The organism is Flavobacterium sp., from assembly GCF_039595935.1.
Lineage (GTDB): Bacteria > Bacteroidota > Bacteroidia > Flavobacteriales > Flavobacteriaceae > Flavobacterium.
In genome coordinates this window covers 1,206,504-1,221,283 of sequence record NZ_JBCNKR010000006.1, presented here as the reverse complement: position 1 = coordinate 1,221,283, position 14,780 = coordinate 1,206,504, and the positions used below count along the sequence as shown (strand labels likewise).

Annotated in this window: 17 protein-coding genes; 11 read left to right on the top strand and 6 right to left on the bottom strand. The window is 33.2% G+C overall.

Annotation, left to right across the window (positions count from 1 at the left end):
- Positions 1 to 9: 9 nt before the first annotated feature.
- Positions 10 to 738 (bottom strand): geranylgeranylglyceryl/heptaprenylglyceryl phosphate synthase, encoded by a 729-nt coding sequence (locus tag ABDW27_RS15100; RefSeq protein ID WP_343696657.1) that lies wholly within the window; start codon positions 736 to 738, stop codon positions 10 to 12.
- Between the two features lie 94 nt (positions 739 to 832).
- Between ABDW27_RS15100 and ABDW27_RS15095 the strand changes: the two genes are divergently transcribed.
- From ABDW27_RS15095 to ABDW27_RS15085, 3 genes are all read left to right on the top strand, one after another.
- Positions 833 to 1,429 (top strand): Crp/Fnr family transcriptional regulator, encoded by a 597-nt coding sequence (locus ABDW27_RS15095; RefSeq protein WP_343696656.1) that lies wholly within the window; start codon positions 833 to 835, stop codon positions 1,427 to 1,429.
- Positions 1,430 to 1,510: 81 nt separating this feature from the next.
- Entirely contained in the window at positions 1,511 to 1,798 is a 288-nt protein-coding gene (locus ABDW27_RS15090; RefSeq protein ID WP_343696655.1) for a hypothetical protein, read from the top strand.
- Positions 1,795 to 2,193, top strand: a complete 399-nt coding sequence (locus ABDW27_RS15085; RefSeq protein ID WP_343696654.1) for a group III truncated hemoglobin — start codon at positions 1,795 to 1,797, stop codon at positions 2,191 to 2,193. The genes ABDW27_RS15090 and ABDW27_RS15085 overlap by 4 nt, the downstream gene beginning before the upstream one ends.
- 35 nt (positions 2,194 to 2,228) lie before the next feature.
- On the opposite strand, the gene ABDW27_RS15080 is transcribed toward ABDW27_RS15085, so the two are convergent.
- Positions 2,229 to 2,879, bottom strand: a complete 651-nt coding sequence (locus tag ABDW27_RS15080) for a 4'-phosphopantetheinyl transferase superfamily protein (protein WP_343696653.1) — start codon at positions 2,877 to 2,879, stop codon at positions 2,229 to 2,231.
- 301 nt (positions 2,880 to 3,180) lie between these two features.
- Between ABDW27_RS15080 and ahcY the strand changes: the two genes are divergently transcribed.
- The 7 genes from ahcY to ABDW27_RS15045 all read left to right on the top strand — a co-directional run bounded on the left by ahcY (position 3,181) and on the right by ABDW27_RS15045 (position 9,371).
- Positions 3,181 to 4,497, top strand: a complete 1,317-nt coding sequence (gene ahcY / locus ABDW27_RS15075; protein ID WP_073412778.1) for an adenosylhomocysteinase — start codon at positions 3,181 to 3,183, stop codon at positions 4,495 to 4,497.
- Between the two features lie 182 nt (positions 4,498 to 4,679).
- Positions 4,680 to 5,267 carry a hypothetical protein gene (locus ABDW27_RS15070; protein ID WP_343696652.1) on the top strand — a complete coding sequence of 196 codons (588 nt, stop codon included), beginning with the start codon at positions 4,680 to 4,682 and terminating at the stop codon, positions 5,265 to 5,267.
- Between the two features lie 117 nt (positions 5,268 to 5,384).
- Positions 5,385 to 6,464, top strand: coding sequence for a hypothetical protein (locus ABDW27_RS15065; protein ID WP_343696651.1), 1,080 nt, complete (start codon positions 5,385 to 5,387; stop codon positions 6,462 to 6,464).
- A 150-nt stretch (positions 6,465 to 6,614) separates the two neighbouring features.
- Complete coding sequence (locus ABDW27_RS15060) at positions 6,615 to 7,463, top strand: methylated-DNA--[protein]-cysteine S-methyltransferase (RefSeq protein ID WP_343698138.1); 849 nt, start codon at positions 6,615 to 6,617, stop codon at positions 7,461 to 7,463.
- A gap of 143 nt (positions 7,464 to 7,606) precedes the next feature.
- Positions 7,607 to 8,320 carry a 2OG-Fe(II) oxygenase gene (locus ABDW27_RS15055; protein WP_343696650.1) on the top strand — a complete coding sequence of 238 codons (714 nt, stop codon included), beginning with the start codon at positions 7,607 to 7,609 and terminating at the stop codon, positions 8,318 to 8,320.
- A 210-nt stretch (positions 8,321 to 8,530) separates the two neighbouring features.
- Positions 8,531 to 8,776 (top strand): Ada metal-binding domain-containing protein, encoded by a 246-nt coding sequence (locus ABDW27_RS15050; protein WP_343696649.1) that lies wholly within the window; start codon positions 8,531 to 8,533, stop codon positions 8,774 to 8,776.
- The gene (locus tag ABDW27_RS15045; protein WP_343696648.1) at positions 8,763 to 9,371 is read left to right on the top strand and encodes an alpha-ketoglutarate-dependent dioxygenase AlkB; all 609 of its coding nucleotides are present in this window, start codon (positions 8,763 to 8,765) and stop codon (positions 9,369 to 9,371) included. The genes ABDW27_RS15050 and ABDW27_RS15045 overlap by 14 nt, the downstream gene beginning before the upstream one ends.
- A gap of 50 nt (positions 9,372 to 9,421) precedes the next feature.
- On the opposite strand, the gene ABDW27_RS15040 is transcribed toward ABDW27_RS15045, so the two are convergent.
- Together ABDW27_RS15040 and ABDW27_RS15035 are read right to left on the bottom strand one after the other, a co-directional pair.
- Positions 9,422 to 9,739 carry an MmcQ/YjbR family DNA-binding protein gene (locus tag ABDW27_RS15040; protein ID WP_343696647.1) on the bottom strand — a complete coding sequence of 106 codons (318 nt, stop codon included), beginning with the start codon at positions 9,737 to 9,739 and terminating at the stop codon, positions 9,422 to 9,424.
- A gap of 23 nt (positions 9,740 to 9,762) precedes the next feature.
- The gene (locus ABDW27_RS15035; protein WP_343696646.1) at positions 9,763 to 10,518 is read right to left on the bottom strand and encodes an NUDIX domain-containing protein; all 756 of its coding nucleotides are present in this window, start codon (positions 10,516 to 10,518) and stop codon (positions 9,763 to 9,765) included.
- Positions 10,519 to 10,806: 288 nt separating this feature from the next.
- Here ABDW27_RS15035 and ABDW27_RS15030 point away from each other — a divergent pair, with 288 nt between their 5' ends.
- The gene (locus ABDW27_RS15030; RefSeq protein WP_343696645.1) at positions 10,807 to 11,061 is read left to right on the top strand and encodes a hypothetical protein; all 255 of its coding nucleotides are present in this window, start codon (positions 10,807 to 10,809) and stop codon (positions 11,059 to 11,061) included.
- A 50-nt stretch (positions 11,062 to 11,111) separates the two neighbouring features.
- Here ABDW27_RS15030 and ABDW27_RS15025 read toward each other — a convergent pair whose 3' ends face one another.
- Together ABDW27_RS15025 and ABDW27_RS15020 are read right to left on the bottom strand one after the other, a co-directional pair.
- Positions 11,112 to 13,340: a glycoside hydrolase family 3 N-terminal domain-containing protein gene (locus tag ABDW27_RS15025; protein ID WP_343696644.1), complete on the bottom strand. Its 2,229-nt coding sequence runs from the start codon at positions 13,338 to 13,340 to the stop codon at positions 11,112 to 11,114.
- 14 nt (positions 13,341 to 13,354) lie between these two features.
- Positions 13,355 to 14,779 carry a glycoside hydrolase family 30 beta sandwich domain-containing protein gene (locus ABDW27_RS15020; RefSeq protein WP_343696643.1) on the bottom strand — a complete coding sequence of 475 codons (1,425 nt, stop codon included), beginning with the start codon at positions 14,777 to 14,779 and terminating at the stop codon, positions 13,355 to 13,357.
- Position 14,780: the final 1 nt, after the last annotated feature.

The window sequence follows — 14,780 nt, the reverse complement described above, 5'->3', positions numbered from 1 at the left end:
TTAAAAATTTTATGAATCAAAAAAATGGCTGTCATTTTCAAAAGCAGTTCCAATAACTACTAAATCTGCACCGGCATTGTAAGCACTTTTAATTCCGTGCAAATCTACAATTCCTCCCCCAACAATTACAGGAATTTCTATGTTTTGAGCAATTAACGATATCATTTCCAGCGGAACTGGCTTTTTTGCCCCGCTTCCGGCTTCCAGATAAATTAATTTGTTTCCGAGCATTTCGCCAGCTTGAGCGGTTGCAAGGGCCAAATCGAAATTTTCACGATTAAGCGGTTCCGTTTTACTAACTCGGGCAACTGCAGTTTCATTGCCGCTTTCAATTAAAATATATCCTGTTGAAATTACTTCGAGATTTGTTTTCTTTAAAATTGGCGCTGCCTGTACCTGATATTCAATTAAATAATCCGGATTTCGACCTGATAATAGCGACAAAAATAAAATACCGTCGGCTTTTGATGAAATTTGAGAAGGATCTCCTGGAAACAAAATGACCGGTAAATTGGTTTTTTGTTTTAATTCCGTAATCAATTCTTCTAAAATATTATTCTGAACAATACTTCCTCCAACAAAAATATGCGTAGCAGGCGACTGATTGATTTTTTCAATTAATCGTCCTAAATTTTCTAAAAGAATTTTATCGGGATCTAAAAGAATAGCCAATAGTTTTTGACCCTTTTTTTTAGCATCTAAAATTTGTTGGTGAATCGTGAGTATTTTTTGCTCCATAACGGCTGTAAAAGTAAAAAGTTTTTAACGTAGAAGAACTATTTTGAATAAATTATATTTGTAAAGTCTTTGTTAATAATCAAACGAACAAATTATGATTGCCTCTGAATTATTAGAAAAATATGGTGCCTTAAAAAAGTCTTTTGAAAAAGGTGAAATTATTTTTGAAGAAGGAAATCTGCCTACGCATTATTATCAGATAATTTCGGGCGAAATTAAAATGAGTAATTACAATGATGACGGACGCGAATTTATTCAGGGAATATTTTATAAAGGACAGTCTTTTGGTGAACCGCCATTATTCTTAAACCAAAAATATCCGGCCAATTCAATTGCGGTTGAAGACAGCGAAGTTCTTCTTCTTCCAAAACTGAATTTCATGAAATTGCTCGAAGAAAATGCCTCAATAAGCATCAAAATAATAGAAAATCTTGCACAGCGTTTGTATTATAAATCGGTAATGGCGGCAGAGATTTCTACGCATGAACCTGAACATCGTGTTTTAAAATTAATCGACCACGGAATTGCTTATTTTAATTTTAAAAAAGACCAAAACGGATTCTTAATTAATTTTACGAGACAACAAATTGGCGATTTAACGGGTTTACGGGTCGAAACGGTTATTAGAGCCATAAAAGCTTTGGAAAAAAAAGGCGAATTGAAGATAATTAATCGAAAAGTATATAGATAAAAAAGTTCTTGTTTTATGATTTTAATCATAAAATGCAGTTGAAATGTGGATGTACCTTTGTCATATAAAAATCTGAATATCATGACACTATATCAAACAACATTCGACATTTTCAATAGAAATTATATGGGCTCAGCTGCAATGGCTGTAATTGGACAAAGCTGTTTAGGCGGCGCTGCAGCAATGTACGTTTTATCAAACGGAACTTCTATTACGCAAATGATTCAGCTGGCAATTATTGTTTTGGCTTGTATCTTTGTAAACACTTCAATTTTGGCACAAATGAAACATAAAGTAGTTTTTAATCTTTTAATTTTAAGCTCAGTTTTAAGTGTAGTATTTATTCTTTTAAACACCCTTTTTCTGTGAAAAAACAAATAGAAAATAGAGATGATATTACTTTTTTAGTAAATCAGTTCTATGCTAAAATAAGAGCCGATAAAGAAATCGGCTTTTATTTTAATGAAATGATTACCGATTGGGATGCTCATTTGGAAAAACTGACTGATTTCTGGGAAACCAATTTATTTGCAGTTCGCAAATACAAAGGAAATCCACATGCTGTACACAATGAAGTTGATGCTCATTTTGGTGAAAACATAACAGCGAATGAGTTTGGAATCTGGCTGAATCATTGGGCTCAGACGTTAGATGAATATTTTGAAGGCGAAAATGTAGAAACTTTAAAAAGACGAGCCCGAAAAATGAGTACGTTTTTATATATGAGTATGTTTCAGCACAGACAAAAGGAAAGTGAGGTATAAAACTGAAAACTGTCACTGAGACTTTTAACTAAAAACTATTTCTCAAAAGCATAAACTAAAGTAAAAGTTCCCTCAAAATTATCTGATTTGATTTCTTCATAATGAACATCAAATTCTTTTGTAAGATCATTAAAATGAAGGCTTGCTTGTGTATAAGGTTCATCTAAAGAAAAATCTTCAACCCAAATATGATCTTTAAAACTGATTCCTTTTTCGTTTCTTATTTTAAAGATCGCTTCTTTTGCTCCCCAAATAACGGTAAGTTTTTTAATGTATTCTTCTGTGAATTTTGGTTCTAAGTAACCGCATTCGTGATCTGTGAATTTATCGGCTATTTTTTGAATTTTTTCGCGCTGTAATTCCATATCAATTCCTACCGTTTCGTGACTTATTATTATTGCCGCAAAATGATACGAATGCGTAATTGAAATATAATTGTGACAATCAAAATAAGGTTTTCCAAATTCATCATAATGCAGATCTTTATCTGTAAAACCCATTTCCTGAATCAGCATTCGAACACTTAAAAAAGCACGCTGATGCATTTGAGATTTCATTCCGTCCAGTCTTTTTTGTGTTTTTTCTTTCAACACAACTTTACTCAATAATTCTTCGAGAGATTCTGTTATCTCCCAAATTAAAATTTTAGTAGTTTCATTGAATTGTATGGTCTGAAATAGAGGCATTACTTTTTAATTGTAAATGATGAATGGTTAATTGTGAATTTTTAAAACACATAAGTGATATAGGAAAATATAACTGTTGGTTCAAATAATGTACTAGTAAATATAAGCAATTAGCCGCAAAGGTAATAGTTAAGAATCTTTTTTAAATAAACTTATATGACTTACATGGTTTAAAAAAGTTTTACAAACTAACATTCTAAAGATTAAGAAATTAAAGATTTCACAAATCTTACAGAAATTAGTAAAATTCAAAAGCTATTCCTTAAATTTGCAAAAATTTTACAATACAAATATACTATAAATGAGTACAACGACTACGCCTTATGTGGCTTTCAAAGTAAAAGACATTTCTCTAGCGGCTTGGGGAAGAAAAGAAATTGAACTAGCTGAAGCTGAAATGCCAGGTTTAATGGCGCTTCGTGCTGAATATAAAGACGAACAACCTCTTAAAGGTGCTCGTATTGCTGGATGTTTACACATGACGATTCAAACTGCTGTTTTAATCGAGACTTTAATTGCTCTTGGTGCTGAAGTTACTTGGTCTTCTTGTAACATTTTCTCTACTCAGGATCAGGCTGCTGCTGCTATTGCCGCTGCCGGAATTTCTGTTTATGCCTGGAAAGGTTTAAATGAAGAAGAATTTGACTGGTGTATTGAGCAGACTTTATTCTTTGGTGAAGACAGAAAACCATTAAACATGATTCTTGATGATGGTGGAGATTTAACTAACATGGTTATTGATCGTTACCCAGAATTAGTTCCTGGAATTAAAGGTCTTTCTGAAGAAACTACAACTGGTGTTCACAGACTTTACGAAAGAGTAAAAGCTGGAACTTTACCAATGCCTGCTATCAACATTAACGATTCTGTTACTAAATCTAAATTTGATAACAAATATGGTTGTAAAGAATCTGCTGTAGATGCTATTCGTCGTGCAACTGACTTAATGTTAGCCGGAAAAAGAGTAATTGTTTGCGGATATGGTGACGTAGGAAAAGGTACTGCTGCTTCTTTCAGAGGAGCTGGTTCTATTGTAACAGTTACTGAAATTGATCCAATTTGTGCTTTACAAGCTGCAATGGACGGTTACGAAGTTAAAAAATTAGATACTGTAATTGCTAATGCTGACATCATCATTACTACTACAGGAAATAAAGATATCGTTGTGGGAAGTCACTTCGAAAAAATGAAAGACAAAACTGTTGTTTGTAACATCGGTCACTTCGATAACGAAATCGACATGGCTTGGTTAAACAAAAACCACGGTGCTTCTAAAATCGAAATCAAACCTCAGGTTGACAAATATACTATCGCTGGAAAAGATATCATCATCTTGGCTGAAGGTCGTTTAGTAAACCTTGGTTGTGCTACAGGTCACCCAAGTTTTGTAATGAGTAACTCATTTACAAACCAGACTTTAGCTCAAATCGAATTATGGAACAACAGTGCAGCTTACAAAAATGAAGTTTACATGCTACCTAAACATTTAGATGAAAAAGTTGCTGCTTTACACTTAGCTAAATTAGGTGTTGAACTTGAAGTTTTAAGAGAAGATCAGGCCGCTTATATTGGTGTTGAAGTCCAAGGTCCATTTAAACCTGAGTACTACAGATACTAATTAAATTTTAGATTAAAGATTTCTGATTTTAGATTTCTTCGATTACATATTCAAACCCGACAGATTTTTAAAATTTGTCGGGTTTTGTTTTTTATTGTCATTAAAAGAAATAAAATTAATAAGATATTTTTAAATAATCGGTTTATATTTGAATATCCAAAACTAATCTTACACCAAAACTTATGAAATCCTATTGTCTTTTAACAGTATTAATATTGCTGCCCATTTTAGCTTTTTCTCAATATACTAACAACCATCAGCTAGAACAAAGTAGATATTTTGACAGGCAAAGGACAGCATATAATCAAAAACTATCAAACGATATTGCTAAGTCTGATCGAGATTGGGCGACACGTGTGCGAATGAATCAATTAATGAATAAAAATGCTGTAGCAGATAAAAAAATCATCAGTGAAGAAAATAACAAAAAGAAACTTGATGAAAAAACAGCAAAGATAGAAACCGATTTAAAAATACAAAAAGAGAAATTAGCTACACTTGAAAACTCAGACAACAACCAAGAAAATAGCATCAAAAAAAATATAGAGAAAACTAAAGAACAAATAAGCAAAACCGAAGAAAAACTTAGTAAAGCAAAAAGTGAGTTGGAAACAAGCTCTAAAAAACTTGATGATCTAAAAAAAGAAAAGGAAATCTCTCTGACAAAACAAGCAGATCTAGAAAAAAAGGAAAAAGAAGAAGCAGAAAGAAAGAAAAAGCAAGAAGAAATAAATCAAGCTCTTTTAAAAAGCCTAAATCAAAATAAGTAGTTTTACATATTCAAACCCGACAGGTTTTAAAAACCTGTCGGGTTTTGTTTTTTATTAAATTTAGACTATTTGCTTTTCAAAAACGTTGTGTTTATATTTAAAGTAAAATTTTCTTTGATGAAACGTCTTCTATATATCTGTATATTTCTATTTCTGAATTTCTCAGCGGTTGCGCAAAGCAATGATATTTGGATTGCTTTTTGGAACAAAGACACTACAAAAATTGGTTTCAAGGATAAAAATGGGAATATCAAAATAGAACCAAAATTTTCAGGTTTTACAACGGCACGGAAATTCGAAAATATTATCGCTGTTACAGAAGAAAAAAATGGGAAATGGGAAAGTTATTATTTAACCAAATCCGGAAAAATAGTTGGACAAGACAGCTTATACGTTTTTGATAATGGTCCAGATTGTGAAAACGAAGGTTTTATAAGATTTACAGATCGCAAAACAGATAAAATGGGAATGTTTAATGCTGAAGGAAAAATTGTAATTCCTGCAGAATACAGCAATTTAACCAAAGCCAAAAACGGAATGTTTATTGGATTAAAAGATGCTAAAAAAGAAATTAGTGACGAACATTTTTTCTGGAAAGGTGGAAAAGAATTCTTAGTTGATATTAATAACAAGATCTTAATTGAAAATTTCCCTTACAATGATGATCTAAATTTCTATTCATTAGAAAAATCAAAAGAACCAAGCAAAGATCCCATAAGAGATAGTTTTCTTGGAATTGATGGGCAATATTATTCATTTATAAATTTTGATAAAGAATTCAAATATTGGCTAAAAAACACTTTGCTAAAAGATTTGTCCAAGAACAATTTAGAAAAACATTCTTTTGATAAAATTACTTACTGGAAAGAACCAGACGGCTGGATAAATGCATCTAAAACTAAATTTATCAATCAAAATTACACTTATCTAAAATTAAAACTTCAGGAACTCAAAAATCCAAAAACAGATTATTTTGTTTCTTCTGACGGATTAAATCAGTTTATTTTTGAAACAGATGATTATGAAATGTATTTTAATAATTGCAACGAATCTAAAGATTGGATTTATCCAACCATGGATGTAGTAATTAATCCAAAAAACAAAATCGAAAACGGACAAGATCATCTTGAATTTTTAAGGACTGAAAATGGCTATAAATTGATAAGCGTTTCTGCAAGAAAAGATAATCTGAAATAATCCTTTTTACAAGTAGAGAAATAAAGCTTTTATTTAAGTTTTAATCTTTGCATAAATCCCAGCTCTCTTTGTGGTTAAAAAAACAAAGCAAGTTTCGGATTTTATACCAGCCAAAACCAATCGATCTTTGCCTTATAAAATTGAATGAAAATGAACACACAGGAAAACATCAATTACAATCGTATTGCAGACGCAATAGATTATATTAAGGCAAACTTTAAAGATCAGCCAAATCTTGATGAAGTTGCCGAAAGAGTACATTTGAGTCCATTTCACTTTCAGAGACTTTTTAGTGATTGGGCAGGAACAAGTCCGAAGAAATTTTTGCAGTATACCAGTTTAGAACATGCCAAGAAATTATTAAAAGAAAATCAGGCTACTATTTCTGAAACGGCATACGAAACCGGACTTTCCGGAACCAGCAGATTACATGATTTATTTGTAAACATTGAAGGAATGACACCTGCAGAATATAAAAACGGCGGAAAAAACCTTTCTATAAATTATAGTTTTGCCGAAAGTCCGTTTGGAAATATTATTGTCGCTTCAACCCAAAAAGGCGTTTGTTTTATGGCTTTCGCCGAAGATGAAGCTATCGGGTTTCAGGATTTAAAAAATAAATTCCCAAATGCCGCTTTTTCCCGAAAACTGGATTTAGCACAACAAAATGCATTGTTTATTTTTCAGAATGACTGGAGCAAATTATCTGAAATTAAACTGCATTTAAAAGGAACTGATTTTCAGTTGAAAGTTTGGGAAACACTTTTAAAAATCCCAATGGGACAACTTTCTACATACGGAACGATTGCACAACAAATCGAAAAACCAAATGCATCCAGAGCCGTTGGAACTGCAATTGGAAGCAATCCTGTAGCATTCCTTATTCCGTGCCATCGTGTTATTCAATCTTCTGGAATATTTGGTGGTTATATGTGGGGAAATACCCGAAAAACAGCAATTATTGGCTGGGAAGGCGCGCAGGTAAACCCACAATTATAATTTATGTACAACGTATATCCGTAGAGACGCACTGCAGTGCGTCTAACGTTCCGTAATCATTGTTGCCGACAATCTTTGCGTAGACGCACTACAGTGCGTCTCTACGATACTTTGTCTAAAGTTCAATCTTTACTTAAATATTTATGCAAAATATACAATCTAAAATTGCTTCTCAAAACTGGGAAAGCATCACCGAATCTATGCATGAAAATGGATTCGCAATAATTCCAAAAATACTTAATAACGAACAATGTGAAGATTTAAAATTCGAATATGATAATCCGAATTTATACCGAAAAACGGTTGTTATGGAACGTTACCGATTTGGTTTAGGCGAATATAAATATTTTAACTATCCTCTGCCCGATTTAATTCAAAACATTCGTTCTTCGATTTATCCTAAACTGGCACCAATTGGAAATGCCTGGATGAAAGTTCTTAATATTAATACCGTTTTTCCGGAAAAACATGAAGATTTATTAAAACAATGCCATGACAACAATCAGCTTAAAGCCACTGTTTTAATTTTAAAATATGGCGAAAGCGGTTTCAACACTTTACATCAGGATTTATATGGTGATGTTTATTTTCCCATTCAAATTGTACTTTTTCTGAATGAACCGGATAAGGATTTTACGGGCGGCGAATTTGTTTTGACACAGCAAACTCCAAGAACACAGTCAAAAGCTATTGTTTTAAAACCAAATAAGGGAGATATTTTAGTTTTTACGACGAATTTCAGACCTGTAAAAGGCACAAAAGGTTATTATCGCGTGAATATGAAACATGGTGTAAGTGAAATTCATTCGGGTGAAAGATATACGCTGGGAATTATTTTTCATGATGCATTAAATTAAGGTACAAAGGAAGGTTCAAAGGTTTAAAACAACGCATATTTGTAGAGACGCACCGCAGTGCGTCTACGCATAGTTGTTTATACTCTCGCAGATTTTGCAGATCTAAACAGATTTTAATCATTATAATCCATTAATCTGTGGCAGATAAATGTCCAATCTTTGCGTAGACGCACTGCGGTGCGTCTCTACAATGAAAAATATCTACAAAAAATGATACAACATCTTGAAATTTCAGATTCTGATCTTCGAAATAAAATTAAAAATGCGGAGATTTGTTTCGGCGGAAACCAAAAATTGAAAATCTACGGGACTTTAAAATGTTCTTCGGGAAAAAGAATGAAACGTGAAAACCGGGTTTTCTTTTCTTCTGAAAATGAAGCTGTAGAAAATAGTTTTAGACCTTGCGGGCATTGTATGAAAACCGAATATTTAAAATGGAAAAATGGACTTATTTAATCCTCAAATTGACGAAAACACCAATCTGCTTCCGAAAGACGGAACTGTAAATTATTACGGAAAATTGTTTTCGAAAACAGAAGCTGATTCTTACCGTGATACTTTGTTAAATACAATTGAATGGAAAAATGACGAAGCGGTTATTTTTGGAAAATTGATTTTAACCAAACGAAAAGTAGCTTGGTACGGCGATCAGGAATTTGAATATACGTATTCTAATACAACGAAAAAAGCGCTTCCGTGGACTAAAGAACTTTTAGAATTAAAGAAAATTATTGAAGAGAAAACTGGAGAAACTTTCAATTCATGCCTGCTCAATTTATATCATTCCGGCGAAGAAGGAATGGCCTGGCACAGCGATGCCGAAAAAGATTTAAAAAAGAATGGCGCTATAGGTTCAGTAAGTTTTGGAGCCGAACGTAAATTTGCTTTTAAACATAAAGAGTCCAAGGAAAAAGTAGATTTAATTTTAGAGCATGGCAGTTTGTTGGTAATGAAAGACGAAACACAAACTTACTGGCTGCATCGACTTCCACCAACAAAAACTACTCAAAAACCAAGAGTAAATTTGACTTTTAGAACTATTGTAGAGTAATCGAAAAGTAAATCCGACAGGTTTTAAAAACCTGTCGGATTTGTAATTTATCATTTTTTTGGTGCAACATTTTGATAAGAAAGCTTTAAGGCATCTTCAAACATTTCTGGTCTTACTCTTTCTAATTCTACAATTGTCCAGCCTTGTTTTCCCCATTTATTAGGGATTGGATAAAAAATCTTCTCGCTTGATGCACAAAAAACAGATTGATCTATTTCAGTTAATTTTAAAACGGCGTGATTGTTTTTTTCGTCAAAAGTGGCAAATATTTTTTTGTTCACACGAAAAGAGGTTTTCTCAAAATGTGGCTCTTCTGCTGCATTTGGAAACGACAAAGATAACTTTCTAAAATTTTCAAAACTAACCATAATCGCAAATTTAAAATTAAATTTTACCAACCTTGATATAATCCATTTTTAAGGACTTCATCATATTTTTCTTTATCAAAAGAATATAAGTTTGGAGCTTTGTGTGCCACGTTGCTTTTCTTTTCGTCTAACTTAGTAAGAATTCCAATGTTTGTGATTTTACGCAAAAAATTTCTGCGATCCAGTTTTTTGTCCAAAATGGTTTCGTATAATTTTTGAAGCTCGGGAATGGTAAATTTTTCCGGCAGCAAATTATATCCTATTGGCATTAAATTCAATTCGACTCTCAAAGTATCTAACGCTTTGTCTAAAATTTCTCTGTGATCCAGTATTAATTCAGGAACTTCTTTATGATCAATCCATTCTACAATTTCATTTCTATTAAGCGGATTTGGCAGAATCTTAGAAAAATCAACCAGTGCATAATATCCAATTGTTACGAAACGTCTTGTCAGCCATTTTCCTTTTTCAGGATCTATGCCCAAATATTTCAAAACTTCACTTCCGAAGTGATTATCGTTTCGTTTAATTTTTCCGAAAGTAGAAAACTGTCTTAAAAAAACACCTTCAACTCCGGTTCTTTCGTTTAAAACAGTAACCGCTGCCGTATCAATATCCTGATCAATAGGTATAAATCCACCGGGTAGAGACCATATCTCCCCGTGCGGAACTTTTATCAAAAGTACCTTTAATTGATTATCATGAAAACCAAAAATTACGCAGTCTATAGAAAGTCCCGGTTGGTAATTTTCATTATTTTCTATAATAGATTTCAGCATTATAATTTTTATTAAGTATGCAATTTACTCCAAATTTTAAAAATTGATATACATTTTCATGAAACTGTTCTTTTAAATCTTTCAAATTAACAGAAATGCTATAAAGTGTACAAATCACAATTTTAGTTAAAATTACAAAATGAATCGAAAAAATAAGTACATTGCGTCATAATAACACATTTGAATATCAAATTGTTAAAATCAATATTTTAAGAAAGAAAAAGATTACATATTTATAATTTTGCGCTTTCTTTTAAAAATGAATGTTAGAATGTAATGAATGAGATTATGAGCAATCCACTAAAAAATATTAACAAAAAAATCAGAACCAAAATCTGGACTTCTTTCGGATTTGTTTCTAAGACTTATCTTTTAGAAGCTTCATTAAAATATAGTGAGGAGCAGGAAAGAATTTTCAACCAAATGATTGTTGAAACAGAAGCAAAAGATAAAAAAGCAAGACGTGAAGCTTTTGACAAAGCTTTATATGCCTCATATAAAGGAATTGGCGCTATGGATTTTATAAATACGGTTTTGAAATAATTCGAAACCTTCATAAAATCCATAACGCCAATTGTAATTGACATTCTATATTATTGTACTAATTCAAAATCTGATTTTAGTTTAATATCTGCTGACGAAGCTCCAATCATTACTTCAAAATCTCCCGGCTCAGCTGTCCATTCTAACTTATTATTGTAGAAAGAAAGTTTTTCTTTATCAATTGTAAATTCAATTGTTTTTGTTTCTCCCGCATTTAATTTCACTTTTTGGAAATCTCTTAATTCTAAAACCGGACGTACAACTGATCCAAATTTATCTTTGATATACAACTGAACCACTTCATCTCCGGCAGCTTTTCCAACGTTTGCTAATTGAAATGAAACTTTAATTGTTTCGTTGCTTGTGATTTTTGTTGAAGATAATTTCAATCCTGAGTAATCGAACTTAGTATAACTCAAACCATATCCGAAAGGAAATTTAGGAGAGTTTTTTAAATCGATATAAGCAGAAACATAGTTTTTTGAATCTTCGTTTTTAGCTGGTCTTCCTGTGCTAAAATGATTGTAGTAAATAGGAATCTGCCCTACTTCTCTTGGGAAAGTAATTGGTAATTTTCCTGACGGATTGTAATCTCCAAATAAAACATCAGCGATCGCATTTCCTGCTTCTGTACCTAACCACCAAGTATATACAATCGCCGGAACATTATCTGCTGTCCAATTGAAAACTAATGGTCTTCCTGCATTAATTAAAACAACAACCGGTTTTCCTGTTGCCTGAATTGCTTTTACTAAATCTTCCTGAACGCCTGGTAAATGAATATCGCTTCGGCTTTTTGCTTCACCGCTCATATCGTGTCTTTCACCAATACTTAAAATTACAACATCTGCTTGTTTTGCAGTTTCAACAGCTTCGGCAAAACCATCTTTATTATCTCCGGTAATGTCACAACCTTTTGCGTAAAGTAATTTTGTGTTTTTACCTACTTTGTTTTGTAAACCATCCCATTGCGAAACTACCCATTTATCGTAATTTACATCTGGAAGTTCAACAGACCAGAATCCCATATTGGCTTTGTATTCTTTTACCATTGGACCAATAAATGCGATTGTTTTTACATCTTTAGAGAGTGGTAATGTTTGATTTTCGTTTTTCAATAAAACGATACTTTTTTGTGCTACTTCACGAGCGGCTTTTCTGTTTGCCGGATTTGCTAAAACTTTCTCTGCTCTTTTATCATCAGAATATCGGTATGGATCGTCAAATAAACCTAATTCGAATTTCTTGCGAAGAATACGTTTTACTGCATCATCAACTAAATCAATAGAAACTCTGCCTTCTTTTATTAATTGTGCTAAGTTGTAACGGTATGCGTTACTTTCCATATCCATGTCACTTCCGGCAGTAATGGCAGAGTAAGCAGCTTCTTTAAGATCTTTTGAATACCCGTGAGCTACCATTTCTCCAATAGATCCCCAGTCAGAAACTACAAATCCCTGAAAATTCCATTTTCCTTTTAAGATATCTCTTTGTAAATGTGCATTTCCAGTTGCAGGAATTCCGTTTAAATCATTAAAAGAATTCATAAATGTTGCTGCTCCGGCGTCTAAAGCGGCTTTAAAAGGCGGTAAATACGTTTCAAGAAGCATTCTTTCGCTCATATCAACTGAGTTGTAATCTCTACCTCCAACTCCGGCTCCATAAGCTGCGAAGTGTTTTACGCAGGCCATAACCGAGTTTAAATCTCCTAATTTATTTCCCTGAAAACCTTTTACTCTTGCATAAGCAATTTTAGAACCTAAGTAAGTATCTTCTCCGGCACCTTCCATTACACGTCCCCAACGCGGATCACGGCTAATGTCTACCATTGGTGCAAATGTCCAGTGAATTCCGTTTGCAGAAGCTTCTTCTGCTGCAACTCTTGCTGCTAACTCTATAGCTTGCAAATCCCAGCTTGCCGCTTCGGCTAACGGTAATGGGAATGTTGTTTTGTAACCGTGAATAACGTCCTGACCAAACAACAACGGAATTTTAAGACGCGACTGCATCGCCAGCTCCTGATATTGTCTGGTATATTTTGTTCCGATGATGTTTAACATCGAACCCACTAAACCTGCTTTAATTTCGGCTTGTTTATTAGGGTTTATTGTAATTGGTCCTGTTGCCTGATTATCTCCGGTGTATTGATTAAGCTGACCAATTTTTTCTTCAATTGTCATTTTTTTCAACAGATCATTTACTTTCTGATCTATTGTCTGCTGCTGGGCTGTCGCAAAAAGCGAGACCATCAACAAGGCAAATGTGGTTATTTTTTTCATGAATTTAATTTTGGTTACCAAACGTAGGTTGCTACTGCACCTGCGTTTAGAGTAGTTGAAGTTTGTTTTTGATTGTATTTAATATTGAATGTTTCTACAGAAGTTCCGTCATTTTCTACAATCAGAACGATTTGTCCCGATGGCGTTTTGAAAGCTGCATTGTATAAATTTCCTGCAATATTACTTCCAATTCTCACAGAACCTTCCGGTATAAATTTAGAAGCATGTCCAATAATATAATACCCTACTTCACGCTTAACGTTTTGATTTTGGTCAATCATTAAAGCTCCTTTACAAGTTGAACATCCGCCTGGTGTAAATGGTTTGTAATATTCATCATTTGCCAATCCCCATGACAGAGCATTTTTACTCCAGTTACGCATTGAACCAATTACCACATTTTTTACACTCCATTTTAAATCATTTTCAAAACTGCTTCCTGATCCTGTATATTGTTCTGTAAAATATAAATCTTTGTTTGGAAATTCATTATGAACTGTGGTTAAAGCGCTGATATCGCCTTCGTATAAGTGAAAAGCTGAACCTGCAACAAACGGATTTGCTTTTGCATTTCTTAAAATTGTCAAAGGATATTCCGGTTTATTACAGTTGTGGTCATAAACTATAATTTTGGTTTTGATTTTGGCTTTCGCGAAAGCGGGACCCAGATGATTTCCAATAAAATCTGCCTGCTGCTCTGCCGGCATAAACATACTTGGGTTATTTCCCGGATGCAATGGCTCATTTTGTGGTGTAATCGCATCAATAACAATTCCGTGCGATTTCATTGCCTGAATATATTTTACAAAATATTCAGCGTAAACTCCGTAATATTTTGGCTGTAAACTTCCACCTTTTGAGCTTCCGTTGTCTTTCATCCAAACAGGCGGAGACCATGGAGAACCCATTATTTTTATGTTTGGATTTATTTTTAAGATTTCCTGTAAAACCGGAACTACGTCATTTAAATCCGGACCTAAATTAAAATGTTCCAGATTTAAGTCAGTTTGTCCTTCCGGCATATCATCATACGAAAAAACTTTTTCATTCAAATCTGAAGCTCCAATACTTATACGCAGATAACTTAAACCAATTGCATCATTTTTTCTGGAAAACAATTCCTGAAGCAATGCATCTCTTTTTGCTTTATCCAGTTTTAAAATCGCCTGTGCGCTTCCTCCTGTTAACGAAAATCCGAAACCTTCTATGGTTTGAAATTTTTCTGAAGGATTTACTTCAATGGTTGGGTTTGAATTAGTTTCTGTACTAAAAACTAAATCCTCTTGTTTTTTTAGTTTTGAAGTTTCATCAGTAGTTGTAATCCATGATTCTGCTTTTCCAGAATTGGATGCAACACTTTTTGAAGATCCGCATTTTATCTGCACAGCTATAAGCGGCAGTAAAAGGAGGATTTGAAGTTTTTTGTTGATGTTTTTCATT

Excerpts from the sequence above, each read along its gene's own strand:
- ABDW27_RS15100 (WP_343696657.1), bottom strand. The coding sequence starts at position 738 with ATGGAGCAAAAAATACTCACGATTCACCAACAAATTTTAGATGCTAAA.
- ABDW27_RS15095 (WP_343696656.1), top strand. The coding sequence starts at position 833 with ATGATTGCCTCTGAATTATTAGAAAAATATGGTGCCTTAAAAAAGTCT.
- ABDW27_RS15090 (WP_343696655.1), top strand. The coding sequence starts at position 1,511 with ATGACACTATATCAAACAACATTCGACATTTTCAATAGAAATTATATG.
- ABDW27_RS15080 (WP_343696653.1), bottom strand. The coding sequence starts at position 2,879 with ATGCCTCTATTTCAGACCATACAATTCAATGAAACTACTAAAATTTTA.
- ahcY (WP_073412778.1), top strand. The coding sequence starts at position 3,181 with ATGAGTACAACGACTACGCCTTATGTGGCTTTCAAAGTAAAAGACATT.
- ABDW27_RS15070 (WP_343696652.1), top strand. The coding sequence starts at position 4,680 with ATGAAATCCTATTGTCTTTTAACAGTATTAATATTGCTGCCCATTTTA.
- ABDW27_RS15065 (WP_343696651.1), top strand. The coding sequence starts at position 5,385 with ATGAAACGTCTTCTATATATCTGTATATTTCTATTTCTGAATTTCTCA.
- ABDW27_RS15060 (WP_343698138.1), top strand. The coding sequence starts at position 6,615 with ATGAACACACAGGAAAACATCAATTACAATCGTATTGCAGACGCAATA.
- ABDW27_RS15055 (WP_343696650.1), top strand. The coding sequence starts at position 7,607 with ATGCAAAATATACAATCTAAAATTGCTTCTCAAAACTGGGAAAGCATC.
- ABDW27_RS15050 (WP_343696649.1), top strand. The coding sequence starts at position 8,531 with ATGATACAACATCTTGAAATTTCAGATTCTGATCTTCGAAATAAAATT.
- ABDW27_RS15045 (WP_343696648.1), top strand. The coding sequence starts at position 8,763 with ATGGACTTATTTAATCCTCAAATTGACGAAAACACCAATCTGCTTCCG.
- ABDW27_RS15040 (WP_343696647.1), bottom strand. The coding sequence starts at position 9,739 with ATGGTTAGTTTTGAAAATTTTAGAAAGTTATCTTTGTCGTTTCCAAAT.
- ABDW27_RS15035 (WP_343696646.1), bottom strand. The coding sequence starts at position 10,518 with ATGCTGAAATCTATTATAGAAAATAATGAAAATTACCAACCGGGACTT.
- ABDW27_RS15030 (WP_343696645.1), top strand. The coding sequence starts at position 10,807 with ATGAGCAATCCACTAAAAAATATTAACAAAAAAATCAGAACCAAAATC.
- ABDW27_RS15025 (WP_343696644.1), bottom strand. The coding sequence starts at position 13,340 with ATGAAAAAAATAACCACATTTGCCTTGTTGATGGTCTCGCTTTTTGCG.
- ABDW27_RS15020 (WP_343696643.1), bottom strand. The coding sequence starts at position 14,779 with ATGAAAAACATCAACAAAAAACTTCAAATCCTCCTTTTACTGCCGCTT.